The 24,951-nt window shown below is 70.3% G+C and carries 23 protein-coding genes; 12 read left to right on the forward strand and 11 right to left on the reverse strand.

Annotated elements, in window-relative coordinates:
* The first annotated feature begins 21 nt into the window (after positions 1 to 21).
* Positions 22 to 1,401: a C4-dicarboxylate transporter DctA gene (gene dctA, locus KY5_RS04890; RefSeq protein ID WP_098241034.1), complete on the forward strand. Its 1,380-nt coding sequence runs from the start codon at positions 22 to 24 to the stop codon at positions 1,399 to 1,401.
* Here dctA and KY5_RS04895 read toward each other — a convergent pair.
* Together KY5_RS04895 and KY5_RS04900 are read right to left on the reverse strand one after the other, a co-directional pair.
* The gene (locus KY5_RS04895) at positions 1,369 to 2,529 is read right to left on the reverse strand and encodes a glycosyltransferase (protein ID WP_098241035.1); all 1,161 of its coding nucleotides are present in this window, start codon (positions 2,527 to 2,529) and stop codon (positions 1,369 to 1,371) included. The two genes, dctA and KY5_RS04895, sit on opposite strands and share 33 nt — an antisense overlap.
* 156 nt (positions 2,530 to 2,685) lie before the next feature.
* Entirely contained in the window at positions 2,686 to 3,483 is a 798-nt protein-coding gene (locus tag KY5_RS04900) for a phosphotransferase (RefSeq protein ID WP_098241036.1), read from the reverse strand.
* A gap of 287 nt (positions 3,484 to 3,770) precedes the next feature.
* On the opposite strand from KY5_RS04900, the gene KY5_RS04905 reads away from it, so the two are divergent.
* Positions 3,771 to 5,294, forward strand: a complete 1,524-nt coding sequence (locus tag KY5_RS04905; RefSeq protein ID WP_098241037.1) for a chitinase — start codon at positions 3,771 to 3,773, stop codon at positions 5,292 to 5,294.
* Between the two features lie 74 nt (positions 5,295 to 5,368).
* On the opposite strand, the gene KY5_RS04910 is transcribed toward KY5_RS04905, so the two are convergent.
* Together KY5_RS04910 and KY5_RS04915 are read right to left on the reverse strand one after the other, a co-directional pair.
* Positions 5,369 to 6,307 carry a GNAT family N-acetyltransferase gene (locus KY5_RS04910; protein ID WP_098241038.1) on the reverse strand — a complete coding sequence of 313 codons (939 nt, stop codon included), beginning with the start codon at positions 6,305 to 6,307 and terminating at the stop codon, positions 5,369 to 5,371.
* Positions 6,308 to 6,380: 73 nt separating this feature from the next.
* The gene (locus KY5_RS04915) at positions 6,381 to 7,184 is read right to left on the reverse strand and encodes a DeoR/GlpR family DNA-binding transcription regulator (protein ID WP_098241039.1); all 804 of its coding nucleotides are present in this window, start codon (positions 7,182 to 7,184) and stop codon (positions 6,381 to 6,383) included.
* A 199-nt stretch (positions 7,185 to 7,383) separates the two neighbouring features.
* Here KY5_RS04915 and KY5_RS04920 point away from each other — a divergent pair, with 199 nt between their 5' ends.
* Both KY5_RS04920 and KY5_RS04925 read left to right on the forward strand, forming a co-directional pair.
* Positions 7,384 to 8,334: an SIS domain-containing protein gene (locus tag KY5_RS04920; RefSeq protein WP_098241040.1), complete on the forward strand. Its 951-nt coding sequence runs from the start codon at positions 7,384 to 7,386 to the stop codon at positions 8,332 to 8,334.
* An 8-nt stretch (positions 8,335 to 8,342) separates the two neighbouring features.
* Entirely contained in the window at positions 8,343 to 9,179 is an 837-nt protein-coding gene (locus KY5_RS04925) for a class II fructose-bisphosphate aldolase (protein ID WP_098241041.1), read from the forward strand.
* 67 nt (positions 9,180 to 9,246) lie between these two features.
* On the opposite strand, the gene KY5_RS04930 is transcribed toward KY5_RS04925, so the two are convergent.
* From KY5_RS04930 to KY5_RS04940, 3 genes are all read right to left on the reverse strand, one after another.
* Positions 9,247 to 10,140 (reverse strand): carbohydrate ABC transporter permease, encoded by an 894-nt coding sequence (locus KY5_RS04930; protein ID WP_098241042.1) that lies wholly within the window; start codon positions 10,138 to 10,140, stop codon positions 9,247 to 9,249.
* Complete coding sequence (locus KY5_RS04935) at positions 10,137 to 11,099, reverse strand: carbohydrate ABC transporter permease (protein ID WP_098241043.1); 963 nt, start codon at positions 11,097 to 11,099, stop codon at positions 10,137 to 10,139. The genes KY5_RS04930 and KY5_RS04935 overlap by 4 nt, the downstream gene beginning before the upstream one ends.
* Positions 11,100 to 11,217: 118 nt before the next feature.
* Positions 11,218 to 12,519 carry an ABC transporter substrate-binding protein gene (locus KY5_RS04940; RefSeq protein WP_098241044.1) on the reverse strand — a complete coding sequence of 434 codons (1,302 nt, stop codon included), beginning with the start codon at positions 12,517 to 12,519 and terminating at the stop codon, positions 11,218 to 11,220.
* A 280-nt stretch (positions 12,520 to 12,799) separates the two neighbouring features.
* Between KY5_RS04940 and KY5_RS04945 the strand changes: the two genes are divergently transcribed.
* Together KY5_RS04945 and KY5_RS04950 are read left to right on the forward strand one after the other, a co-directional pair.
* On the forward strand, positions 12,800 to 13,852 hold the full coding sequence (locus KY5_RS04945; RefSeq protein ID WP_098241045.1) for a LacI family DNA-binding transcriptional regulator: 1,053 nt from the start codon (positions 12,800 to 12,802) through the stop codon (positions 13,850 to 13,852).
* Positions 13,853 to 14,231: 379 nt separating this feature from the next.
* Complete coding sequence (locus KY5_RS04950) at positions 14,232 to 15,194, forward strand: hypothetical protein (RefSeq protein ID WP_199842940.1); 963 nt, start codon at positions 14,232 to 14,234, stop codon at positions 15,192 to 15,194.
* Between the two features lie 46 nt (positions 15,195 to 15,240).
* Here KY5_RS04950 and KY5_RS04955 read toward each other — a convergent pair whose 3' ends face one another.
* Positions 15,241 to 15,660: an ATP-binding protein gene (locus tag KY5_RS04955; protein WP_234362614.1), complete on the reverse strand. Its 420-nt coding sequence runs from the start codon at positions 15,658 to 15,660 to the stop codon at positions 15,241 to 15,243.
* Between the two features lie 181 nt (positions 15,661 to 15,841).
* Here KY5_RS04955 and KY5_RS04960 point away from each other — a divergent pair, with 181 nt between their 5' ends.
* The 5 genes from KY5_RS04960 to KY5_RS04980 all read left to right on the forward strand — a co-directional run bounded on the left by KY5_RS04960 (position 15,842) and on the right by KY5_RS04980 (position 21,421).
* Entirely contained in the window at positions 15,842 to 17,017 is a 1,176-nt protein-coding gene (locus KY5_RS04960) for an alpha-hydroxy-acid oxidizing protein (RefSeq protein ID WP_098241047.1), read from the forward strand.
* 84 nt (positions 17,018 to 17,101) lie between these two features.
* Positions 17,102 to 18,622, forward strand: a complete 1,521-nt coding sequence (locus KY5_RS04965) for an MFS transporter (protein ID WP_098241048.1) — start codon at positions 17,102 to 17,104, stop codon at positions 18,620 to 18,622.
* Between the two features lie 132 nt (positions 18,623 to 18,754).
* On the forward strand, positions 18,755 to 20,071 hold the full coding sequence (locus KY5_RS04970) for a ricin-type beta-trefoil lectin domain protein (protein WP_234362615.1): 1,317 nt from the start codon (positions 18,755 to 18,757) through the stop codon (positions 20,069 to 20,071).
* 157 nt (positions 20,072 to 20,228) lie between these two features.
* The gene (locus KY5_RS04975; protein ID WP_098241049.1) at positions 20,229 to 20,711 is read left to right on the forward strand and encodes an Lrp/AsnC family transcriptional regulator; all 483 of its coding nucleotides are present in this window, start codon (positions 20,229 to 20,231) and stop codon (positions 20,709 to 20,711) included.
* Positions 20,712 to 20,737: 26 nt separating this feature from the next.
* The gene (locus KY5_RS04980; protein WP_098241050.1) at positions 20,738 to 21,421 is read left to right on the forward strand and encodes an HAD family hydrolase; all 684 of its coding nucleotides are present in this window, start codon (positions 20,738 to 20,740) and stop codon (positions 21,419 to 21,421) included.
* 110 nt (positions 21,422 to 21,531) lie between these two features.
* Here the strand turns inward: KY5_RS04980 and KY5_RS04985 are convergent, their stop codons facing one another.
* Both KY5_RS04985 and KY5_RS41695 read right to left on the reverse strand, forming a co-directional pair.
* Positions 21,532 to 21,993 (reverse strand): hypothetical protein, encoded by a 462-nt coding sequence (locus tag KY5_RS04985; protein WP_098241051.1) that lies wholly within the window; start codon positions 21,991 to 21,993, stop codon positions 21,532 to 21,534.
* Positions 21,994 to 22,043: 50 nt separating this feature from the next.
* On the reverse strand, positions 22,044 to 23,186 hold the full coding sequence (locus KY5_RS41695; protein ID WP_159072488.1) for a twin-arginine translocation signal domain-containing protein: 1,143 nt from the start codon (positions 23,184 to 23,186) through the stop codon (positions 22,044 to 22,046).
* Between the two features lie 181 nt (positions 23,187 to 23,367).
* Here KY5_RS41695 and KY5_RS04995 point away from each other — a divergent pair, with 181 nt between their 5' ends.
* Positions 23,368 to 24,333: a helix-turn-helix domain-containing protein gene (locus tag KY5_RS04995; protein WP_159072489.1), complete on the forward strand. Its 966-nt coding sequence runs from the start codon at positions 23,368 to 23,370 to the stop codon at positions 24,331 to 24,333.
* A 39-nt stretch (positions 24,334 to 24,372) separates the two neighbouring features.
* On the opposite strand, the gene KY5_RS41700 is transcribed toward KY5_RS04995, so the two are convergent.
* Complete coding sequence (locus KY5_RS41700) at positions 24,373 to 24,837, reverse strand: hypothetical protein (RefSeq protein ID WP_159072490.1); 465 nt, start codon at positions 24,835 to 24,837, stop codon at positions 24,373 to 24,375.
* Between the last annotated feature and the right edge of the window lie 114 nt (positions 24,838 to 24,951).

Consider the following 24,951-nt stretch of genomic DNA (forward strand, 5'->3'; position numbering starts at 1 on the left):
TCTCCGACGAGGAGAAACGCCATGGCCCCACCCGATCCACCCACCCCTTCCCCGGCCGGGACCGGCAGACGGCCCTGGTACCGGCAGTTGTACTTCTGGGTCCTGACCGCCATCGTCACCGGCGTCCTGACCGGCTGGCTGTGGCCCTCGGTCGGCACCGGACTCGAACCGGTCGGCACCACCTTCGTCGCCGCCATCAAGATGCTGATCACCCCGATCGTCTTCCTGACCGTCGTGGGCGGCATCGGCAGTGTCGACAGCCTCGGCCGCGTGGGCCGGGTGGGGCTCAAGTCCCTGCTCTACTTCCAGGCCGGGACGCTGGCCGCGCTGCTCGTCGGTCTCGTCGCCGTCAACGTCTTCCAGCCGGGCGCGGGCGTCCACGCCCACCCCGGCGACCTCACACTCCAGGGCGACGCACGCGATTACGTCAAGAGCGGCGAGGACCAGGGCTGGTGGCACTTCCTGACCGACCTGGTGCCGGACAGCGCGGTCGGCGCCTTCGCCGAGGGCAACATCCTCCAGGTCATCTTCTTCTCGGTGCTCTTCGGCGTCGCGCTCAAAGCCGTCGGTCCGGTGGGCGAGCCGATCGTCGACGGCGTCCACCGCCTCAGCGCCGTCGTCTTCAAGATCCTGCACTACGTCATGCTGGCCGCACCCGTGGGCGCCTTCGGTGCCATGGCGTTCACCATCGGCAAGTACGGCATCTCGACCCTCACCAGCCTCGGCCGCCTCATCGGCCTCTTCTACGGCACGTCCGCCTTCTTCGTCGTCGTGGTGCTCGGCGCGGTCACCGCCGCCCTGCGGATCAACATCTTCCGGCTGCTGCGCTATCTGCGCGAGGAGTTCGTCCTCGTCCTCGGCACCTCCTCGTCCGAGAGCGCCCTGCCGCGCCTGATGATGAAGCTCGAAGGGCTCGGCATCCGGCGTGACATCGTCGGCCTCACCGTCCCGACCGGCTACTCCTTCAACCTCGACGGCAGCTCCCTCTACCTCTCCCTGGCCGCGGTCTACATCGCCCAGGCCACGGACACCCCGCTCGGCATCGGGCAGCAGCTCGGGCTGCTCGCCGTCATGATCCTGACGTCCAAGGGCTCCGGCGGCATCACAGGCGCGGGCTTCATCGCCCTGGCCGCGACCCTCTCCACCGTCGGCACGGTGCCCGCGGCGGGGATCATGCTCGTCTTCGGCATCGACAAGTTCATGTCCGAGTGCCGCGCGCTGACCAACCTCGCGGGCAACAGCGTCGCCACGCTCGTCGTCGCCCGCTGGGAGAAGGCCCTGGACATCGCGTACGTCAACGGCGTCCTGCACACCGGAGAGCCACGGCCCCGGCCCCCGGCGGAACAGGCGGCGGAACAGGAACAGGAGTCACCGCCCGTTCCGCAGCTCCGCGACGTCTAGCGGCGGCAGTGCGGACAGCTCGGCCGCCGCCGCGCGCACCGCGGCGGGTCCGGACGCGTCGTCGAGGAGGGCCGTGACGGATGCGGCGATCTCCTCGCGCGTCGCCGTGAGGTCCAGCGCGCGGCCGAGACCGAGCCGCGCGAACGCGGCGGTGTTGTCGGGCTGGTCGCCGAGAACACCGAGGCCCAGGACGGGCGTCGCGCCCTGCACCGCGTCGAGCAGGGACGCCCGGCCGCCGTGCGTCACGAACACGTCGGCATGGCGCAGCAGCGCGTGCTGCGGGACATGGCGTACGACGCGGATGCGCGGGTCCGGGCTCCGCAGCCCCTCGGCGAGGCCGCCCGCGGAGACGATCGCGTCGCAGTCGACCGTGGCGAGGGCCGCCATGATCTTCCGGTACAGGTCCCCCACGACGGCGCGGAGCCCCGGCATCGCGGTGGTCAGCGTGCCGAGGCTGGCGTAGACGAGGGGCCGGTCGGAGAGCGGGCGGAGCCACGGGACCGGCCGCTCGGGGGCGGGGCTCCGGTCCCCCGCCACGGTGCGCGCAACCGCTCGTGCGGCAGCCGGTGCGTCCTCGTAGAACCACGGGACCGGTGCGGGCGTCAGCAGCGGCGGCGGTACCGGAGCGTCGTCCTGCCCGTACCGCTTGTGGAGCAGGGTCAGCGCGGGCGCGATGTCGGTGTCCCAGAGGTCGAGGAGCACCGGGCCGAGTCCGTTGTCCGCGGCGACCACGGGCAGATCGAGGACCTTCGCCGCGAGGTGCGCGCCGGGATCGCTGCATTCGGCGATCACCAGATCGGGGCGGGTCCGCGTCCACGCCGTGATCAGGTCGCGGGCCTTCGCCTCGGCCGTGTCCGGCCAGAGCCTGCCGAAGACGTACCGGTTGAACGCGGCGTTCCCCGACGCCGTCCAGATCTCGCTCGCCCTTCGCTGCACGGCGGGATCGCAGGTCCAGTCCGTTCCCGCCCGGTGGAACTCCACGCCGCGCCGCCGGGCTTCGCGGCGGAACATCGGCGGGGCGTGCAGCGCGACGTCGTGGCCCTGTTCGAGGGCGGGTCCGATGACGAAGTCGAGCGCGGAGACGTGTGAGGGGATCGGTTCGGCGGTGATCGCTATCCGTAAGGTCACGGGGGCTCCCAGGGGTTCGTGGACACCACGACCCTGCGGGGTGATCCGGCACGGGTGCCACGAAAGCCGGGCAATTCGGCATGCGGGAACGCGGAAACGGGCTCTGACCAGCCGATATCGAAGCCGCCTGGAACGCGGGAACGGGACACAACCGCGCTAGTCGGACATGTCCCCGGCAGCCGGACGCCAGAACGAGGCGGGCAGCCTACCGACCTCGCGTGCGGCCTGCTCCAGTTCGGCGGCGACCGGTTCGAGCGCCGTGTAGACCGGATCGCCGTCGGCGGCCATGCGCCGGATGACCTCCGCGTTGGTCCTTGCCCGGGTGGCGACCACCGTCCCGAACGCGGCGCGGTCGCCTTCGTACCCGTACGCGTCGAGCAGCAGACGCAGCCGCCGGGAGCGGTCGTCGAAGGCGGTGAAGCCGGTCCGCTCGGCGAACGAGCGCGCGTGCAGGGGCACCCAGGTCAGCGCCATGAAGGCCAGGTCGAACTCGCGGGACGAGGGGCCCGCGGTGTCCCAGTCGAAGAAGCCGGCGAGGTGCCCGTCGCGCCAGACCGCGTTCCACGGGGCGGCGTCGTGGTGGCCGATGACCAGTCCCGGCCGCCAGGTCTGCCCAGCCAGCCACCGCGCGTCCCCCGGCGGGACGAAGTCCAGGGTCGCGTCGTGCAGCCGCCTGGCCCACCGGCCCACGCCGACCAGCGCGTCGTCCGAGTACACCCAGACGGGCCAGGGCAGTTCCTCGCCCGCCGTCTCGCCTTCGAGGTGGGTCAGGACCTCGCGCCCCTGGTCGTCCAGGCCGAGGACCCGTGGCGCGCCCGCCACCCCGGCCGCCTCCAGGTGGCGCAGCACCGCGTGCACCGCGGGTGTCCACGGCTGTACGGGGCGGTGCACCGCGTCACCGCGGCGCACCGCTCCGACCGTCCTGCCCCCGGGCAACCGCCGCTCGTCCGCCATGCCACGGTTCTAGCGCAGCGGGACCGCTCGCGCAGCCGCATTTCCCGGGCGGGCCCCTGGGTCAGTCACCGCGGCCCCACAACCGGTGCCTCGCACCACGGCCCTGACCAGCGATCGCGCGGCGCGTGACGCCGCGTGGACCCGCCGCACCCCTCGGATTGGTCTAGTCCATATATGGTTCAAGATTTGGTTCAGACCATTGACATGCCTATGACCACAGGGCTACTCCGTAGGGCAACGCCAGTGCGTCACACCACAGTTGACGCCTCCTCACCTCTTGGATGGCCATGAGACGTATGCGTTCCCTCCGTGCCGCTCTCACCGCGGCGGCCACCGCAGTGGCCGCTCTGGGCCTGACCGCGATCTCGGGCGCCCCCGCCCAGGCCGCGACCCCGCTCCCCGCCCGTGTCTTCGCCCCCTACTTCGAGTCCTGGACGGGCGAGAGCCCCGCCGCGCTCAGCGCCCAGTCCGGCGCCAAGCACCTGACGATGGCGTTCCTCCAGACGGCGACCAAGGGCTCCTGCACCGCGTACTGGAACGGCGACACCTCCCTGCCCGTCGCCCAGCAGTCCTTCGGCGCCGACATCAAGACGATCCAGGGGCGCGGCGGCGACGTCATCCCCTCCTTCGGCGGCTACACGGCGGACACCACAGGAACCGAGATCGCCGACAGTTGCAGCGACGTCGACCAGATCGCCGCCGTCTACGAGAAGGTCATCACGACCTACGACATCCCGCGGCTCGACATGGACATCGAGGTCGACGCGCTGGACAACAGCGCGGGCGTCGACCGGCGCAACAAGGCGATCAAGAAGGTCCAGGACTGGGCCACCGCGAACGGCCGCAAGCTGGAGATCTCCTACACCCTGCCGACGACGACCACGGGCCTGGCGCCCAGCGGTCTCGCCGTACTGAAGAACGCCGTCACCAACGGCGCGCGGATCGACGTCGTCAACCTCATGACGTTCGACTACTACGACAACGCGACGCACGATATGGCGCAGGACACCAAGACCGCCGCCCAGGGCCTCTACGACCAGCTCGCCAAGCTCTACCCGAGCAAGAGCCCGGCCCAGCTCTGGGGCATGATCGGCGTCACCGAGATGCCCGGCGTCGACGACTTCGGCCCCGCCGAGACCTTCACCCTCGCCAACGCCAGGCAGGTGTACGACTGGGCGGTCGCCAAGGGGATCAACATGATCTCCTTCTGGGCACTCCAGCGTGACAACGGAGGCTGCCCCGGCGGCGGCGCCAGGGACAACTGCTCCGGCATCGAGCAGAACACCTGGGACTTCACCCACGTCTTCGCGCCCTTCACCAGTGGCGGCACCGTGCCGAGCGACGACTTCTCGCTCGCCGTGTCCCCGGCATCCGCGACCGTCAAGGCCGGCGCCTCCGCCACCAGCACCGTGAAGACCTCGGTGACCGCGGGCAGCGCCCAGACCGTGAAGCTGACCGCGAGCGGCGCACCCGCAGGCGTCACCGCCTCGCTCAGCCCCGCGTCGGTGACGGCGGGCGGGAGTTCGACGCTCACGCTCGCCACGACGGCGGCGGCGGTCAACGGCACGTACGAGATCACCGTCAGCGGCGCGAGCCCGTCGGCCGCGCACTCGGCGACGTTCTCCCTGACCATCACCGGCGGCAGCGGCAACCAGTGCACGGCCGCGCCCTGGTCCTCCGGCACGATCTACACCGGTGGCCAGCAGGTCTCCCACAAGGGCCACACCTGGAAGGCCAAGTGGTGGACGACCGGCGAGGAGCCCGGCACCACCGGAGAGTGGGGCGTGTGGCAGGACCTCGGGGCCTGCTGATTCCCGCACCGCACCGCACCACTCCGCGCACCGCACCACTCCGTGCCGGGACCGCTCGACGGTCCCGGCACGGGTCACGCCCGGCGGATCAACTCCCAGGTGTCCACCGCGTAGTCCACGCCCATCCCGTGCCGCGCGTACAGACCGGGCGCGCCGCTGCTGTTGTCCGTGTCCACGCCGAGGCCGATCCGGTCGCGGCCGAGCGCCGCGTAGTGCCCGAAGGCGTGGCGCAGCAGATGACCGCCGAGGCCCCTGCGGCGGGCCTTGCTCAGTACGGCGATGTTGCTGATCCAGCCCATCGAAGGGCGATCGTCGTGGGTGCGCAGGACCGCGGCATCGCCGATGCCCTCGACGTGCGCGACCCAGACGAGGGACCAGTCGGCCCGGGCGCCGTCGGTGTCGTCGAGCCACTGCTCGTACGTGCGCGCCGTGAAGTCGAAGTGGTCGGTCATGGACTCCTGGAGCAGCGCGTGGGCGATGCGGCGGTCCTCTTCGGCGAGGCAGGGGCGCAGCGTGACGCCGGGCGGCGGTTCCGGCAGCGGGTCGGCGGCGGTGGAGAGCGCGCGGGCCAGCACGTGGTAGCGGCGCACCGTGCGCCAGCCTCGCTCGCGCAGCGCGTCCAGGTCGATGGTGGGGGCGGTGTTCAGGTGCAGGTGCACCACCGCTCGCCGCGCCCCGTTGGCCGCCGCGCGCCGCGCCGCCTGGGCCTCCAGGAGGTCGAACAGGTGCAGGGCGCCGGGGAGTTCGCCGGGCAGCACGTAGTGGTCGGCGTCGATGCGCTCGCCGCCCGACTCGTCCCACAGCAGGGCGTACCCGACGAGGCGTTCCCCGTCGAAGAGCAGCCAGGAGTTGCGCTCCAGGTCCGCGTCCGGATGCTTCAAGTCCGCGCGGACTTCGGCCAGTTCGGTGTCTGCGCGGCCTATTTCCAGGAGGTCGACCTCGTTGAGCAGGGCGCAGATCGCCGCCGCGTCGTCGAGCGTCGCCGGGCGCACGGTGCGGTCGGGCGGATTCATGGGCCCACTCTCCGCCGCCGCGCACCCGGCCCGCAACGGACTTTTCCCGCGCCCCCGGTGCGGTCCCGTCCGCTCAGACCGCGATCACCTTGACCCCCGCGTCGGCCAGCGCGGCCGAGGTCTCTGCGGAGACGTTGACGTCGGTCACCAGGATGTCGACCCGCTCCAGGCCGCAGATCCTGGCGAAGGCGCGCCTGCCGAGCTTGCTGGAGTCGGTCGCCACGATGACGCGGTTCGCCCGCTCGGCGAGGCGCCTGCTCACCCCGGCCTCGTCCTCGTGGTGGGCCATGACGCCGAGCTGCGCGTCCACGCCGTCCACCCCGAGGACGGCGGCGTCGAGCACGACTTCGTTGAGTACGCCGCTGGTCAGCGGGCCGACGAGCTCGTACGTCGTCGGGCGTGCCACACCCCCGGTGGACACGGTCTTGATCTGCGGGCGGACGGCGAGCTCGGCCGCGATGTTCAGGGCGTTGGTCACGACGGTGAGCGCGGGTGCCGACGCGGCCGCCTCGCCGTCCTCGCGGGGCCCGCCGCCGAAGCGCAGCGCGAGGACCCGGGCGACCTCGGTGGTCGTCGTGCCGCCGTTCAGGCCCACCACCTCGCGGTCGCCGACCAGATCGGCGACGGCGGCGGCGATGCGCTGCTTCTCGGGGGCGCGCCGGGACGACTTGTAGCGCAGGGGCAGTTCGTAGGAGACGCCGTGGGCGATCGCGCCGCCGCGCGTGCGGACCAGCATCTGCTGTTCGGCGAGCTCGTCGAGGTCCCTGCGGATGGTGGCGCTGGAGACCTCCAGCGTGCCCGCGGCCTCCTCCACGTCGAGGCGGCCCTCGGCGGCCAGCAGTTCGAGGAGCGCGTTCCAGCGCTCGCGTTTGGACATCGTCGGGTTTCTCCTTGCCTCCGGCCGTACCCCTCCGGGCACTCACTGATCGTAATCGGCCCGATCCACGTGCATGCCGAGTGCGCGATTCTGCACTTTTGATCTCTGTTACAAGCACATCTTGACATCTTGAGTGTTCGTACGACAGCGTTCTCCGCGCATGAGAGGCCCCATCCGACCCGTATCGAGGAGCTCAGCCATGTCCGCCCCTGACGCCTGCCGTACGACGCTGGAGATCGATTCCCAACCGGAGACCTGGCGCCGGGTCACCGATTCGGTCGGCGGATTCGCCGCCGCACTGCCCCGGCGCGGCGAGCGCGTGGCCGTCGTCGGCTGCGGCACCTCCTGGTTCATGGCCCTCGCCTACGCCCAGCTGCGCGAGAGCGGCGGACACGGCGAGACGGACGCCTTCGCCGCCTCCGAGTTCCCCACCGGGCGTACGTACGACCGCGTCCTGGCGATCACCAGGTCCGGGACCACCACCGAGGTGCTCGACCTGCTCGCCTCGGTGAAGGGCACCGTGCCCACCGCGGCGATCACCGCGGACCCGAAGACCGAGGTCATGGAACTCGCCGACGCGGTGGCCGTCCTGGACTTCGCCGACGAGGAGTCGGTGGTCCAGACGCGCTTCGCCACCACCGTCATCGCGCTGCTGCGCGCCCACCTGGAGGCGGAGGGCGCACTGCCGGACGGAGTGCTTCCGATGGACCGGGCGATCGCGGACGCCGAGCGCGCCGTCGCCACGCCGCTGGCCCCCGAGGTATGCGCCGCCGAGCAGTTCACCTTCCTCGGCACCGGCTGGACCTACGGGCTCGCCCTGGAGGCCGGGCTCAAGATGCGCGAGGCCGCGGGCGCCTGGACCGAGTCGTACCCGGCGATGGAGTACCGGCACGGGCCCATCAGCATCACCGGACCCGGCCGGGTGGCCTGGCTGTTCGGCGCGGCGCCGCAGGGCCTCGCCGACGACGTCGACCGGGTCGGAGGCACCTTCGTCGCGGCGTCCGGTGACGCCGCCGACGCCCTGGACCCGCTGGCCGACCTGATCCTCGCCCAGCGCCTCGCCGTGGTGATCGCGCAGGGCCGCGGCTACGACCCGGACCGCCCGCGCAACCTCACCCGGTCCGTGGTCCTCGACCACGGCCAGGACTGAGAGCAGCCATGCCCCTGTCCCCCACCGGCGACATCACCGGCGCCGCCCACGCGCGGCGATCCGGTGTCGGCGCCTTCAACGTCGTACAGATCGAGCACGCCGAAGCGATCGTGGCGGGCGCCGAGCGCGCCGGGCTGCCCGTCGTGCTCCAGATCAGCGAGAACACCGCCCGCTACCACGGCGGGCTCGCGCCCGTCGGACTCGCCTCGCTCTCGCTCGCCCGTGCCGCGCGCGTCCCCGTGGCCGTCCACCTCGATCACGCCGAGTCGGCCGAGCTGGTCCGCGAGGCCGTCGAACTCGGCTTCACCTCGGTGATGTTCGACGCGTCCAAGCTGCCGTACGAGGAGAACGTGGCGGCCACCCGGGCGATCACCGAGTTCTGCCACCGCTCCGACGTCTGGGTGGAGGCGGAGCTCGGCGAGGTCGGCGGCAAGGACGGGGCGCACGCCCCCGGGGTGCGCACGGACCCCGCCGAGGCCCGCGCGTTCACCGGGGCGACCGGCGTGGACGCACTCGCCGTCGCCGTGGGCAGCTCGCACGCCATGCTCACCCGGGACGCCGTGCTCGACTTCGCGCTCATCGAGCGGCTGCGGGCGGCGATCGGCGTGCCGCTGGTGCTGCACGGCTCGTCGGGCGTCGGCGACAGCGACCTGGCCAAGGCGGTCGCGGCCGGGATGACCAAGGTGAACATATCCACGCACCTCAACAAGCTGTTCACGCGGACGGTGCGCGAACAGCTGGCCGCGCAACCGGAGGTGGCGGACCCGCGCAAGTACCTGGGCCCGGCCCGTACCGCCGTGGAGTTCGAGGTGGCACGACTCATCGGCGTACTGCACCGGGACTGACCGCGTACGACACAGGGGTTGGCGCCGACCGTCATGACGGTCGGCGCCAACCCCTGCGTCCTGTCCCTTACTTGACCGCCCCCGCGGTCATCCCCGCCCGCCAGAAGCGCTGGAGCACGACGAAGGCGATGATCAGCGGAATGACGGAGATCAGCGAGCCGATGACCACCAGCGGCGCGGGGACGGCGACGCCGTGGCTGGCGTTCCAGCCGACCAGGCCGACGGTGACCGGCTGGAGTTCGTCGTCGCCGAGCACCATGGCGGGCAGCAGGTAGTTGTTCCAGATGTCGACGAACTGGAAGAGGAAGATCGTCACGAGCGCGGGCAGCATCATCGGCACGCCGATGGTCCGGAAGATCCTGAACTCCCCCGCCCCGTCGAGCCTGCCCGCCTCGATCACCTCGTCCGGCACCGACTGGGCCGCGAAGATGCGCGCCAGATAGACGCCGAACGGGCTGACGACGCTGGGCAGCAGCACGGCGAGCGGATTGTTGATCAGGCCGACCCCGGAGAACATCAGGTACAGCGGGAGCGTGAAGAGGATCTTCGGTACGAGTACGGCGGCGAGCACCGTGCCGAACAGCAGCCCCTTGCCCCGGAATTCGTACTTCGCGAGGAGGTAGCCCGCCATCGCGGAGAGCAGGGTGCCGACCAGCGCGCCGACACCGCAGTACAGCACGCTGTTGAGCATCCAGCGCCAGAAGATGCCGTCGTTCTGCGCGGTCAGCCTGCTGAGGTTGTCGAAGAGCCCGAACCCGTCGAACCACAGGCCGCTCCCGCTGAACTGCCGTCCGAACGGCTTGGTGACCGAGACCAGGAGCCACCACAGCGGGAAGAGGAAGTAGGCGGTGGAGATCAGCAGGACGGCCAGGACGACGCCACGGCTCGCGGCGGTCGTGTCGCGTCTCGCCCCGGCCTTCACCCCTGCCGTGGAGTTCGCTCGCGTCACGGCGGCACTCATGCGTTCTCACTCCGGTTGGTCAGCTTGAAGAAGACGAAGGACAGCACGCCGACGGCGACGGCGAGGATCACCGACTGGGCCGCCGCGTAGTGGTAGTTGCCCGCCGCGACCGCGGCCTGCGCGGACATGATCGGCGTGAACGTCGAGGAGATGGATCCGCTGGAGATGGGTTGCAGCACCGCCGGCTCGTTGAACAGCTGCGCGGAGCCGATGATGGAGAACACCGCGGTGAGCACCAGTGAGCTGCGCACGGCCGGGATCTTGATGCTCCAGGCGATCCGCAGGGCGGACGCGCCGTCCATCCGCGCGGCCTCCAGGACCTCGCCGGGGATCGTCTGGAGCGCACTGTAGATGATGATCATGTTGTAGCCGGTCCAGCTCCACGTGACGATGTTCGCCACGGACCACAGGACCGAGCCGCTGGAGAAGAACGGGATCTGGATGCCGAGCGGTTCGAGCAGGTGGTTGATGGGGCTGGAGTCGGCGGAGTACATGAACGACCACACGAGCGCCGCGCTGACGCCGGGGATCGCGTAGGGCAGGAACGCGCCGAGGCGGAACAGGCCCTTGCCGCGCGCGGACTTGGAGTCGATGAGCAGCGCGAGCCCGAGGGCGACGCCCAGCATCAGGGGCACCTGGACGACGGCGAAGAGCCCGACCCGGCCGAGCCCGGCGAGGAAGTCGTGGTCGCCGAAGGCCTGCGCGAAGTTGTGCAGCGGGTCGAACTCCTCGGTGGGCGCGGCGAGTCCGAGCCCGGAGCGCTTGACGACGTAGAAGCTGCTCACCGTCGCGTACACGATGGGCGCGATGTACATCGCCGCGAAGAGGACCACGAAAGGGCCGCCGAAGAGCAGCAGCGTGCGCCTGCTGAGCGCCGTCTGACGCCGTCCGCGCCGCGCGGGCCCGGGGTTCTGGCACGGTGGCGCGGCGGGCTCCGCCGCGCTGAGTGTTGTCGTCACGAGCTCGCTTCCGGTTCGACGCCTGACGGACGGGCGGTCGGTCCTCAGGACCGACCGCCTCGGATGGCCGCGGGGTGCGGCCGCCGCAGGGTGCGCGGGCGGCCGCCGGACATGCGCCCTAGTCGGCCACCGTCAGGCCCTGGTTCTTGAGTTCACTCACCGTCTTGTCCTGGGTGCCGCGCAGCGCGTCCGCGATGGTTCCCTTTCCGGCCCATGCCTTGCTCAGCGCGTCGTCCAGGTCCGCGGACGTCTTGGTCATGACGGGGCCCCAGGTCCAGTCGGAGCTGACCTTCGGCGCCGCGGCGGCGAAGACGTCGTAGATCTTCTGGCCGCCGAAGTAGGGGTCCTTGGCCTTCAGTTGGGGCAGGTCGAGCAGGGCGGGCGCGGCCGGGTAGAGCGACGCCTTGTCGACCAGGCCGCCGTACGCCTTGCGGTCGGTGCTCAGCCAGTGGGCGAAGGTCCAGGCGGCCTCGGTGGACTCGCAGCCCTTGAGTACGGCGGTGGCAGAACCGCCCGCGTTGCCGACCGAGGTGTCACCGTCGGCCCACTGCGGCATGGGCGCCACGGCCCAGTCGCCCGAGCCGTCCTTCGCCCCGCCCTTGATGACTCCGGCCTGCCAGACGGCGCCGACGACGGTGGCGATGTTACCGCTGCCAAGACCGCTGTACCACGCCTGGTCGTACATGGGCGCCTTGCTGATCAGGCCGTCGTCGGCGAGGCCCTGCCAGTAGTCGGCGACCTTCTTGCCCTTGGCGGACGCGAGGTCGACCTGCCAGGCGTCGCCCTTGATCCCGAACCAGCTGGCGCCCGCCTGCCAGGACAGGCCCGCGTAGTCGTAGTTCAGATAGGGCGAGGAGATGTAGCGCTTGGGGTCGGACGCGTGGATCTTCTTGGCCTGCTTCGCGTACTCGTCCCAGGTCTTCGGGGCCTTCAGGTCCAGCTCGTCGTAGACCTTCTTGTTGTAGAAGAGGGCCATCGGTCCGGTGTCGACGGGGGCTCCGTAGACGGCGCCGCCCAGCGAGACCGAGTTCCATGCCGCCTTCTGGAAGTCGCCCTTGTCCCCTTCGGCGTACTTGGCGACGTCCTGGAGGGCTCCTTGCGCGGCGAAGCTCGGCAGCGTCTCGTAGCCGACCTGGGCCAGGCACGGCGCGTTGTCGGCCTGCACCGCGTTGAGCATCTTCTGGTAGCCGCCCTTGGCGCCGGGCTGCACCTCCTGGTACTCGACCTTGATGTCGGGGTGCGCCTTGTTGAACGCCTTGACCGCGTCCGCGTACCCCGGCGACCAGCCCCAGAACTTCATGGTGGCGGACCCGCCGCCACCGCCCGCCGAGTCCGCATCGGACGACGAGCATCCGCTGAGCACCAACGTCAGTGCGAGCGCTCCGACGACTCCCGCCGTACGCAGACGCGTCTTCTGCACGGCCCCTCCTTGTGTACGTGGGCAGGGATCAGACCCGGACACACAAGGCGGGGCCTGCTGTGAGATCGGTGTGCCGCGAGCCGCACGAGGCGTCGTTCCCGGCACCGATGGCCGGAACTATGGCAGAGAATGTTATCGATGCCAATACCTTCATCGCATGCCTCTCTCACCCCACTGGGAGGGGCATGGGGCCGGTATCATCCGCCGCACGGACCGGCGACACGGACCGGCGACACGGACCGGCGACACGGACCGGAGAGAAGGGACCGAGAGAGGGCGCATGCGGACAGCGAACGGTGAAGAGGACAACGGACGACCGCCCGGCATGGCCGATGTGGCCCGGGTCGCGGGCGTCTCCGCGCAGACGGTCTCGCGCGCCCTCTCCGACCATCCCAACGTCCGCGAGGAGACCCGCGCCAAGGTGCTCGCCGCCGTGGAGCGGCTCGGCTACCGCAAGAACAGCGCGGCCCGGATCCTGTCGTCGGGCCGCAGCAGGACGATCGGCGTGGTCACGCTGCAGACGACGTTCTACTCCCGCCTGACCTTCACCTTCGGCGTGGAGAGCGCGGCGTACGAGGCGGGCTACTCGGTCTCCACGGCGTCGACGGCGTCGCTCGACACCTCGGCCGTCGAGGCGGCCCTGTCCCGGCTCGCCGATCAGCGCGTCGAGGGCATCATCCTCGCCATCCCGCTCATCCATGTGAGCCCCCGCATCGAGCAGTTGACGGACTCCCTGCCCACGGTGACCGTCGACGGCTCGCGCACGGCGGCCTCCGAGGTCGTCGCGGTGGACCAGGTGCGGGCCGCCGAGCTGGCGACCCGCCACCTCCTCGACCTCGGACACGAGACCGTCTGGCACGTCTCGGGCCCCGGCGAGTGGCTCGACGCGGCGAGCAGGATGCGGGGCTGGCGGCAGACCCTGGAGGCCGAGGGCCGGATGGTCCCGCCCGTCCTGGAGGGCGACTGGTCCCCCTCGTCCGGCTACCGCAACGGCCTGCTCCTCGGCCGCATCCCCGAGGTGACCGCCGTGTTCGCCGCGAGCGACGAGATGGCGTTCGGCGTGATCCGCGCGCTGCACGAACTGGGCCGACGTGTGCCCCAGGACATCTCCGTGGTGGGCGTCGACGACATCGAGCTCGCCGAGTACTGCTCCCCGTCGCTGACGACCGTGGCGCAGCCCTTCACGGAGATGGGCGCGCTGGCCTTCGGCCATCTCCTGCGGCTCATCGACAACCCGCGGGCGGAACCCGAACCGGCCTCCGTCCAGCCGAAGTTGATCGTCCGCACGAGCACGGCGGCGGCCGCGGGGGCGGCGGACCCGGGTCCGGGCTGACCCACGGGCCGGGCCCTACCGCCCGCCGATCACCCCCAACGCGCGAGAGCATCGGCTCCGTCGGCTCCGCGGGGGGGGGGGGGGCAGCCAGGCCATCTCGGGGCCCCGGCTCGAACACCGGTGAGGCGTCCGACAGGCGGGGCAGCGGCAGTTCGTGCCCGTCCCCTCCTGGCCTCGCGTCCGCGGCTCCTCCGGGCCGCGCCGACAGACACCAATGTTATGGGTACATGACAGCTAGGCGTGGGGCGTGCGGGGTCGTACGTTGCTTGGCGGGCGACGGACGACGCGGCTCCTCCCGTCACTTGGCGGACGAGCGGCGCGCAGGTCCGCCCGTCGCTCGCCGTACCCCCCACGCGATCGCTTCGAGAAGGAGTTTCTCGTGAGCCGTAGACTCTCCGCCCGCTTACTGACCGCATGCCTGGTCCTGGCCCTCGGGTCGGGCACCGCGGTCGCCGCCGGTCCGGCACCGGGTTCCCCTTCCGGGGTCACCGGTCAGAGCCGCGTCCCCGATCCGTACTGCTACGACGAGCCGTCCCGGCCGGACGCCGATCTGACCGACCTCAAGGCCGGGTTCACCTCCTCGAACTGGATGCGGACCCTCCAGGCCATGTACAAGCGGCGCTGGCCCAGCGGGGAGGCACTGGCGATCGCCCAGGCCAACGACAGGTACTGGGACCAGTTCGTGGACAAGCGGAGCTTCGACGGGTTCGCCGAGTCGATGATGGTGGCGATCCACGAGGAGACCCACATGTGGGACCTCGATCCGTCCCGCACCGACTGGGACGTCCACATCGCCGCCTGGATCAACGGCGGTCAGCAGGCGCTCGCGGTGCCGCTGCACGGCGGCTTCCCCCGCAAGGAGATCCTGCCGCTGATCAAGGACAGGCTGAGCTCCTCGATGGACGACATCTATCTGCGGGACAGCACCCAGGGGTCGTACCGACTGCAGGGAGTGCTGGCCGAGCAGAACGCCGGGCTGACCGGACTGCCCTCGGTCACCGTGCTCCAGGAGTTCATCAAGGGAGTCGGCGCGAGCAACGCCCGCGACATCGCCGCCACCAACCTGCGGTACCTGCTGCTCTACCTGCGCGTCGCCAAGGACAAGCACCCCGCCTACTGGGCCCAGATCAAGGCCGAGCCCAAACTGCGCGACCTGGTGCTCACCCAATTCCTGCGTACGGCCTACTGGTTGGAGAAGTCCGCGCCCTACACCGGCAAACTGGGCAGCAAGGACGCCGACAAGATCACCGCGACCAACTACGCCCCGGAGAACATCGCCGTCCTGGAGGAGTTCACCGGCCGTAAGGTCCGCCTGGACGCACAGAAGAACTGCACCGCCTGAGCACCCGACCGGCGCCCGCCCCCTCGCCCCGGGACGGGCGCCGGTCTCACCCCGCCAGAACCGCTCTCACCGTCTTGCCGCCGCGGGGCGTGCCCACGACCTCCAGGCGCTGGGCGAGCTGGCGCACCATCGCGAGGCCGCGGCCGCTCTCCCGCGTGACGTTGGGACGACGGACCTTGGGGTGGACGGGGCTCGCGTCGTACACCTCGACGGTCACCCGGTCACCCGCCACCTCCACGCGCAGACGGCAGCCGCCCCGGGCGTGCTGGACGGCGTTGGCGACGAGTTCGGACACGATGAGCGTGACGTCGTCCATCCGCTCCGCGGTCACCTCGCACGTGCGCCGATGGGACCTGGCGAGGAACGCCGAGGTCAACTTGCGCGCCCGGCCCGCCGATGCGGGCTCCTGGGGCAGCGCGTACTCCACACATGCGGTAAGCCGATGGGCGCGCCCGTGCGCACGCATGACAGCTCACATCCCCTCCCTGGGACAACCGGCGAACATGCGGTTCGTGCTCCGCCGCCGGGGCCGCGATCTGTCTTGCGCGGCCGTTCCTGTCCCACGGTGATTCCCCCCTCGGGTGATCGCCAACCGACCCGTCGGCGTACGTGTACGGGCTCACCGTTCCCTGGCAGCATGCGGGTCCATGACAAAGACACCGCGTCCGTACAAGGACTATCAGGACGAGATCTACCTCGACGGGCTGCGTGGGGTCGTGCCGCCGTTCCCCATGACATATGCGGGGCTTGAGGACCGCGCCAGGGCCGCGCTGCCTCCCTCGGTGGTGTCGTACGTGGCGGGCGGCGCGGGGGACGAGCGGACGCAGGAGGCCAACGTCACCGCGTTCGAGCGCTGGGGCCTGATGCCGCGCATGTTCGTGGGTGCGAACCGCCGCGACCTGTCCGTCGACCTGTTCGGACTGACGCTGCCCTCGCCGCTGTTCATGGCTCCCATCGGTGTCCTCGGCATCTGCGCGCAGGACGGCCACGGCGATCTCGCGACCGCGCGCGCCGCCGCGCGGACCGGGGTGCCGATGATCGCCTCGACGCTGTCCGCCGACCCCCTGGAGGCGGTGGCGGCAGAGTTCGGCGAGACGCCCGGCTTCTTCCAGCTGTACACGCCGACGGACCGGGAGCTCGCCGAGAGCCTGGTGCGGCGCGCGGAGAAGTCCGGGTTCAAGGCGATCGTCGTCACCATGGACACCTGGGTCACCGGGTGGCGGCCGCGCGACCTGAGCACCGCCAACTTTCCCCAGCTGCGCGGGCACTGCCTGGCCAACTACTTCAGCGACCCGGTCTTCCGCTCCCGGCTCGCGACCGCCCCCGAGCAGGATCCGCAGTCCGCGATCCTCACGTGGGTGCGGCTCTTCGGCAACCCGCTCACCTGGGACGACCTGCCGTGGCTGCGCTCGCTCACCTCGCTGCCGCTGATCGTGAAGGGCCTGTGCCACCCCGAGGACGTGCGCCGCGCCAGGGACGGCGGGGTGGACGGCGTCTACTGCTCCAACCACGGAGGGCGCCAGGCCAACGGCGGTCTGCCCGCGCTCGACGTACTGCCCGATGTCGTGGCGGCCGCCGACGGTCTGCCCGTCCTGTTCGACTCGGGGGTGCGCAGCGGCGCGGACGTGGTCAAGGCCGTCGCGCTCGGCGCCACCGCCGTCGGCGTGGGCCGCCCTTACGCGTACGGACTCGGCATCGGCGGGGTCGACGGCGTCACGCACGTCCTGCGCTCGCTGCTCGCCGAGGCCGATCTGCTCATGGCCGTCGACGGCTACCCGACCCTCGCGGATCTCACGCCCGACGCGCTGCGGCGGGTGCTCTGACGCGATCCCCCGACCCACTCGACTAGACACCTTCAAGTTTCATGTGAGACATTTATGTCTCATTCGAACTTGGAGTGTTACGCCATGACCCCGCAGCGTGATCCACGGCGCTGGGCCGTCCTCGCGATCCTGTCCGGCAGCCTGCTGCTGATCGCCATGGACACCACGATCCTGAACGTCGCCTTCCCCTCCCTGGTCGCCGATCTGCGGCCCAGCTCCGTGCAGCAGCTGTGGATCATCGACATCTACGCCCTGGTCCTCTCGGGACTGCTCGTCACCGCGGGCGCCCTCGGTGACCGGTGGGGCCGCAAGCGGCTGCTCCTGATCGGCTTCGGGATCTTCGCGTTCGCCTCCCTGCTCGCCGTCTTCGCGACGGCCGCCTGGCAGGTCATCGCCGCCCGCGCGCTGCTCGGCGCCGGTGGCGCCGCGATCATGCCCGCCACCCTGTCGATCCTGCGGAAGGTCTTCACCGACGCCCGCGAGCGCGCCTTCGCGTACGCCGTGTGGTCCGCCGTCATCGGTGGCGGCATGGCGCTCGGCCCGGTCGTGGGCGGGTTGCTGGTCCAGCACGACGGCTGGCACTCCGCGTTCCTGATCAACATCCCGGTCGCGCTGCTGGTCATCGCGCTCGGCCTGTGGATCCTGCCCGAGTCCCACCAGCCGCGCGAGGGCCGCTGGGACTGGTGGGGCGTCGGTCAGTCCGTGGTCGGCATGCTCGCCCTCGCGGGCGGCATCAAGCAGCTCGGCAAGGGCGGTCCCGCCGACCCGACGGCCTGGGTGCTGCTCGTCGTGGCCGCGGTGACGCTCACCGTCTTCGTCCGCCGTCAGCTGCGCCTGGAACATCCGCTCCTCCAGGTCCGTCTCTTCGCCTCGCGGCCGTTCTCCATCGCCGCCGCCTCGATCTTCCTCGGCATGATCGCGCTGGGGTCCGCGCTGTTCCTCATCACGCAGTGGTTCCAGTACGGACAGGGCTACACCCCGCTGGAGGCGGGCATCAGGCTGCTGCCCGCGCCGCTCGGCCTGGTCATCACCTCGCTGATCACGCCCGCCCTCATGCACCGGCTGCCGATCCGCCACGTGATGGGCGGCGGTCTGCTCCTGATGACGGGGGGGCTCGCCCTGCCGTGGCTGCTCCAGCTGTCGGGGCCGCTCGGCTACGGCGAGGTCGCCGTCGCGCTCGCCGTGCTCGGCTTCGGCGTCGGCATCGCGACGACCGCCGCGTCGGTGACGCTGATGGCGTCCACCCCGGCACACCACGTCAGCGGCGCCGCGGCCGTCGAGGAGACCTGCTACGAACTCGGCGCCGCCATGGGCGTGGCCGTCCTCGGCTCCATCGCCACCGCGCTGTACCGCGTGAACCTGCCCGACCTGGGCCTCACGTCCGACACCGCGGCGGCCGTGAGCGACTCGGTCGGCGAGGCCGCGCGGGTGGCGGGCGAGCTCACAGGACCGGCGGGCGCCGCCCTCCTCGCCCGGGCCGGTGAGGCGTTCACCTCCGGGATGACGCCGACGTTCCTGATGGCGGCCGCGCTGCCGCTGGCGGCCGCGGCGCTGACCTGGGCGAGGATTCCGAAGAACCTCCGCCCGACGGAGAACGCCCACTGACGGGCGTTCGACAACGGCACTCCCAACTGGCAACATCCGCCCCGCACTTCACGCCTATCATCTGTTCGACCCCGGGCCACCAGTGGTGGCCCGGGGTCAGCACGTGTTCCACAGCGAGAGGACAACGGGGAATTGAGTTCCATACGTAAGCGCGGCACCCGCAAGCGCCGGGCGGCCATGGCCGCGGTGGGTGCCGCGGCGGCCGTCGTGGCGGGCCTGCAACTGTCGCCCAGCGCGTTCGGCACCGACGACACGGAGCCGCAGGGCGCACGCCCAGCCGCCGGGCCCGCCGAACTCGCGGCACGCCAGACCGAGACCGCGGACTTCGGCGTCTCCGGCACCGACGGGACGGCCTTCGAGGACGGAGTGCTGTCCCTGAAGCAGCCCCCCGCCCGGCGTTCGGCCGCCGCGGCGGCCGCCCCGCACGGCGACGGCTGGAAGTCGGGCGGCGCGTCCAAGTACCTCGCCACCGGCTACACGATCAAGTTCTACGACAAGAAGGCCGCGGACTGGCTCGCGCCCTACGTGAAGCGCTCGGCGACCGAGCTCCAGCGCGTCACCGGCCTGCCGGTCACCGTCGACACGAACCCGGTCGGCTGGGACTACGAGAGGCCCAAGGGCGAGATCGTCGTCGGTCTGCTGCACCATCCCTGCGTGCCGCCCGCCGACGGGGGCTCCACCGGCTGGAAGGTCGTCCGCGACGGCTCCGGCACCAAGAACCTGAGCTGCGGCTTCTACTCCTCGTCCGTCGCCGACACGGTGACCAGCGGGCACGCCTACATCGACGACGAGTTCTTCACCGCGGACGGCAAGGCGAAGCCCTCCTGGGGCGAGCCCTACCTGCGCAACCACGTCAGCCACGAGCTCGGGCACACGATGGGCCTCGCGCACGCCAACCGCAGCGCGGAGCGCGGGGACTGCGTCAAGGGCACCGACTCCGGCGAGAACCCGGTGATGTGCACGCCCACCATGGCGTACCAGGACAAGCGGGCGGGCACCTACGTCCAGCAGTACGACGTCCAGGGCCTGCGCCATCTGGCCCGGGGCGGCGGCGCCAAGCTCGCGCCGCAGGGCAAGGTGACCGGCATCGGCGCCAAGTGCCTCGACACCAAGGGCGGCAAGCCCGCCAACGGCACGCAGATCCAGCTGTACACGTGCAACGGCGGCCCCGGGCAGTCGTGGATCCTGGGCAAGGACGGCACATTCCGGGCTCTCGGCAAGTGCCTGGACAACTACCGCAACGCCGGCACCAACGGCAACAAGATCAGCCTCTACGACTGCAACGGCGGGGCGTCGCAGCGCTGGTCGGTCAACGCGAAGGGCCAGATCGTGCACGCCGCGTCCGGCAAGGTCCTGGACGTGACGGGCGGCTCCACCGCCAACAGCACGAAGGTCCAGCTGTACACGGCGAACACGAACAAGCGGCAGGTCTGGGTGACCCCCAAGTAGCCACCTGGGCAGCCGCCCCGGCAGCCGTCTCGGCAGCCACCTCGGCAATCGCCCGGAACAGTCGTCGCCACCCTCGGGGGCGGGGCCGCTCACGACCGCGGGACAACAGCTACAGTCACCTGCGATCAGCCCCGCCCACCTGGGAGAACCTCCGACCATGGCCGTCGACGAACTGGACACCCGCATCCTGCGGCTGCTCCTCGAACAGCCCCGCACGAGCCTGCGCGAGTACGCGCGGCTGCTCGGCATCGCCCGGGGCACCCTCCAGGCCAGGCTCGACCGCCTCGAGCGGGACGGCGTGATCACCGGCACGGGCCCTTCCCTCTCCCCCGCGGCGCTCGGGCACCCGGTCATCGCCTTCGTGCACATCGAGGTCACCCAGGGCCACCTGGACGAGGTGGGTGACGCGCTCGCCGCCGTGCCCGAGATCATCGAGGCGTACTCGATCACGGGCGACGGCGATCTCCTCACCCGGGTCGCGGCGCGGGACAACGGCCACCTGGAGGACGTGATCCAGCAGCTGATCCAACTGCCCGGCGTGGTGCGCACCCGGACCGAGATGGCACTGCGCGAGCGCGTGCCGCACCGGCTCCTGCCGCTCGTCGAGTCGATCGGCAGGGCGGCCGCGGCACGCCCGTGATCTGCGCCTTTGGCATGCTTGGTGCCATGAGCACTTCCAGCGGCACCTCGGTCATCTTCGATCTCGACGGCACCCTCGTGGACAGCGAGCCCAACTACTACGAAGCGTCACGGGCCCTGCTCGCGCAGTACACCGAACGCGCGTTCACCTGGGCCGACAACGAGCAGTACGTCGGCATCAGCTCGCACGAGACGCTCGCGCTCTGGAAGAGGGAGTACGGCATAGCGGCGACGGTGACCGAGCTGCTCGCCGACCTCGACCGCCGCTACCTCGCCCTGGCCCGCGCCAGCACGCCCGTCTACCCGGAGATGCGCAAGCTCGTCGAGCGACTGCACGACGCGGGCGTGCCGATGGCCGTGGCGTCCGGTTCCTCGCGGGCGGCCATCGAGGCCATCCTGTCCGGCACGGGCCTGGACGCCCAGCTGACGACGCTCGTCTCCGCCGAGGAGGTCCCGCACGGCAAGCCCGCCCCCGACGTGTTCCTCGCCGCGGCCGACCTGCTCGGCGCGTCCCCGGCCGACTGCGTGGTCTTCGAGGACGCGGCGCCGGGCGCGGCGGCGGCCCACGCGGCGGGCATGCGGTGCGTCGCGATCCCCTACGTCGCCGCCCACGCGGACGACCCGGCGTTCGCGAGGTCGGAACTCCTGTTCCGCGGCGGACAGCAGGAGTTCACGGCTCAGGCGGCGCTGGAGACACTCGCACTCGGCTGAGCGAGCCCGCGCCCCTTCAGGGGCGCGGGCTCGCCAACCCGGCCACCACAGTCCCGGAAGCGCCTACCCAGTGATGACGCGCAATAGAGGTGAGAGGCGGGTTCGCGCCTCTATGCCCATGGACTGCAGGCCACCACCACGTTGCTGTTGTTGACGGTGCATGCCCGGATCTTGACCCCCTTGACGTTCACTCCGGCCTTGGAATGTGCGCTACTGGACTTGGAGTCACCCTTTCCCCCTTCGGCCTTGCCGAGGATGCGGGTGGTCCACTCCCAGGCGGCACCGTTCTGCCAGTTGTAGCCCACCTCCATCCGCACGCCGTAGGTGTCGGCGGCACGGTCCCACACCGTGCCCGAGAGGCTCACTTTGTAGCCTTCCCATTCCACGGCTACGGAGGCGTAGGCGCCGAGGGTGGCATCTGTTTCGGCGTAACGGCCGTTGGCGTACGGGATGTATCCGTTGTCCCAGTGGTCAGGACGTTCCTCCGCCGAGGCCGGGGAAGCGGCCAAGGTGAGGCAGAGGGCGGCACCGAGGGCGGCGCCGAGGATCGTCTTGGCTGAGCGAGGTGCCACGAGGTATTCCTTTCCCGGGGATCAGCATGAGGACTTCGCGTCGGCGACGCTCAAATGTCGAGGAGCCGGGCCTTATAGATCACTTTCGGCTTCGTCGTCTCCCCGGATACAGCCGGGACCGTGACGGGGCCCGTCATGTCCGGATACCACATGAACCGGACCTTGTCGTCGCCGTATTTGTTCCCAAGGGTGTCCGCTGTCCAAGCGGCACTACCCGACCTGTCACGGGCGAAGGATTTCACCGATTTCGCCGGAATCGACCACTGAATGAACGCGTACCCTCCGGCCTTGTTGATCTGGAGGATTTCAGTTGAGCTTGTCGCCCAGAGGTACTCGGGCTCCAAGGGGTCGGGCTGAAGATCGTGCCCATTCTTGAAAAGGTCGCTGACTATTTCGATGTTTGCCCTCTCGAGGCGGGCACCCTCTCCCTTTCCGATCACCTTGTACGACCGGAGCTTGTTTCCGCCGTAGATCCACACCAGTTTCTTGTCGCGGTCCCACACGACTCCGTGTGCCTTCCAGAAGGCGCGATCCTTATCCGCGATGGGGATCTTCTTGAGTGGCCCTACGCTCCCTCCGGTGGGGGCCGCGTACATCTCGTAGCACCCGCCCGGTTCGCTTTCGCCCCTCGGAGGCGGGTCATATTGGCCCAGCCCCCGCGGTCCAACGACGATGATCACCTCATGCTCGGGAACATACTCCAGGGAATGCGGGAAGTTCGTCAGTCCACTCACCCAACCGAGAGGAGCACCGTCGCTGTTGCGGTGGATTGTCACGTGCCCCTCAGTAGAATCTCCTCCGCAGATGAGAAAGGCTTTCTCACCTTTCCCGTTATCGAGCGTACGAACCTTGAGTTCCAGCGGGTCCCAGCCGACCGCCCCGTCCTTGCCTGTGCGGAACGTCGCCCACGGATTGCCGAATTCCTTCTCACCTTTTGTGTTGGTGTGGATGTCCCCGGTGTGATGGTTCGTGATGATCCCGTTCGCCACGTCCAGCAGAGCCAGGTTGAAACCCGCCCGCCGAGCCTGTGCGCGCGGCTTGTGCACGACTCCGTACGCAGGAGCGGCCAGCGCCCCGACGGGGAGAGCCGCGGCACCGACCGCAAGCGATCCGCGCAACAACTGCCTTCGATTCAAACCCATATAGTCCTCTCCTACCTTGGTTTTGAGCTTGCCGAGAAGGGCTGGAAGCACTGAGCCGCTGAGTCCGCCGCATCGGGGCCCACCTGAAACCCGTCAGGTTGAGCACGGCGCCCCGCCCGCACACCGATGAGGCCGCGATGGGTGCCATGCTCACTGCACCGGCCACAGCGCCGCCATGGTTTCGGTTCTGGCCGAACCGTGGACGGGAGCGATCGCTGCACAGGAGGAACCGATGCTGCGCATACGTTTCACCGCTGAGGATCTGCTGCAGGTCACCATCGCCCCCCGGCCCGCACCACTGATGGAAATGGTGCTGGCCCTGGCGACTTCGCGGCGCAAGGACCTGCCGGCCTTCTACGGCCGATGGCAGCGCCATGCCCGGCAGTCCCTCCCCCGTGGCGCGTACCCCCTGGGCGAGCTGGTGGCCGCTACCGGCCGGGGGCCGATGTTCCTCGACCCCGTCACTCACGTACTGGAGGAAGGCGTCGACCTCGTGCGAGGGGCGTCGGCTGAATTCGTACGCACTGAACTGCAGCGCGTGTGCACCCGCAGGGCCCCGTCGTTGTGGGCCCGCGGCCTGGCCGACCAGGACCACGACGCCTGGAGTGTCCTGAACGAGTCCATCGGCGCCGCCTACGGCAGCCTCCTGGAACCACACTGGAACCGCATTCGGTCCGGTTTCGATGCCGAACGCGCCTGGCGGGTACGGCAGATGGCCGACCACGGCATCCGCCAAGCCCTGTCGAGCCTGGGGCCCGGAGCGCACTGGCAGGGCACCACCGTCAGCTTCCCCGCCCCCTACGACTGGGAGGTCACGCTCAACGGCCAGGGCCTGCTTCTCTTACCCTCCTTGTTCTGGCACGGCTGGCCCTTGATCGCGGAACCCCCCGACGCCCCCAGAGTCCTGGTGTACCCGGCCACCACGCCGCTGCCCCTCCTGGACAAACACCTCACAACAGATCCACTCGCCGCCCTGCTGGGCCGCACGCGCGCGGCGACCCTGGCGGCCCTCGCCCAGCCACGCACCACCAGCGAGCTGGCCCAAGAACTGCACATCAGCCAATCCTCGGCATCGGAACACGCCAAGGCCCTGCGCAACGCGCAACTCGTCACCACAGCGCGCGACGGCAAAGCCGTCCGGCACTCCTGCACGCCCCTCGGTCTGGACCTCCTCACCCCCGCACGCGCGTTGGGGTGAGCTGGCCCGACTCCACCGCGCGGCACTCGTCCTCCGGCTCTACCAGGTGCGGAGGTCGCCCCAGGCGGGCGTGGTGCCGCGCTTGAACCAGGCCCAGCCGGAGCCTGTGTACGTCTTATTCTTGTACTTGCCCGTGTAGTGGATGGTGATCGGTCCATCCATGCGCCACCACCAGTTGGGCAGGCGCGTCCATGCGTTGGGGGTCGCTATCCACGGGGACCAGACGCGCTTGCCGTGCTGGTTGAAGCCGTAGAGCCGCACGTAATCGGAATGGTTGGTGTGAATGGAGGCCTGGACGTACTTGTGTGCCGCGACCCGCGGCCCCACCGGTGCCGCCGTCTCCCCGCCCGCCATAGCCGAGGACGAGGCCGAGTCCACGTACGAGGATGAGCACGAGGCCGCCTGGTGAGGGGCAGCCTGAGCCGTGGAACCGAGTGAGCCGAGCAGTCCCACTGCGAGCACACCGCCGATGACCGCGCTCAGCAACTTCCTTCGATCTGTCATGTCTTGTCTCCGTTCCTGTTGAGTCGCCGCATGATGCCGGCGAAACGAACCGACACCAGTGATTTCAATGGCCGTCGCGTTGTTCAGCACCCCGCTGACCTGCCGCTGAACAAA

The organism is Streptomyces formicae, from assembly GCF_002556545.1.
Lineage (GTDB): Bacteria > Actinomycetota > Actinomycetes > Streptomycetales > Streptomycetaceae > Streptomyces > Streptomyces formicae_A.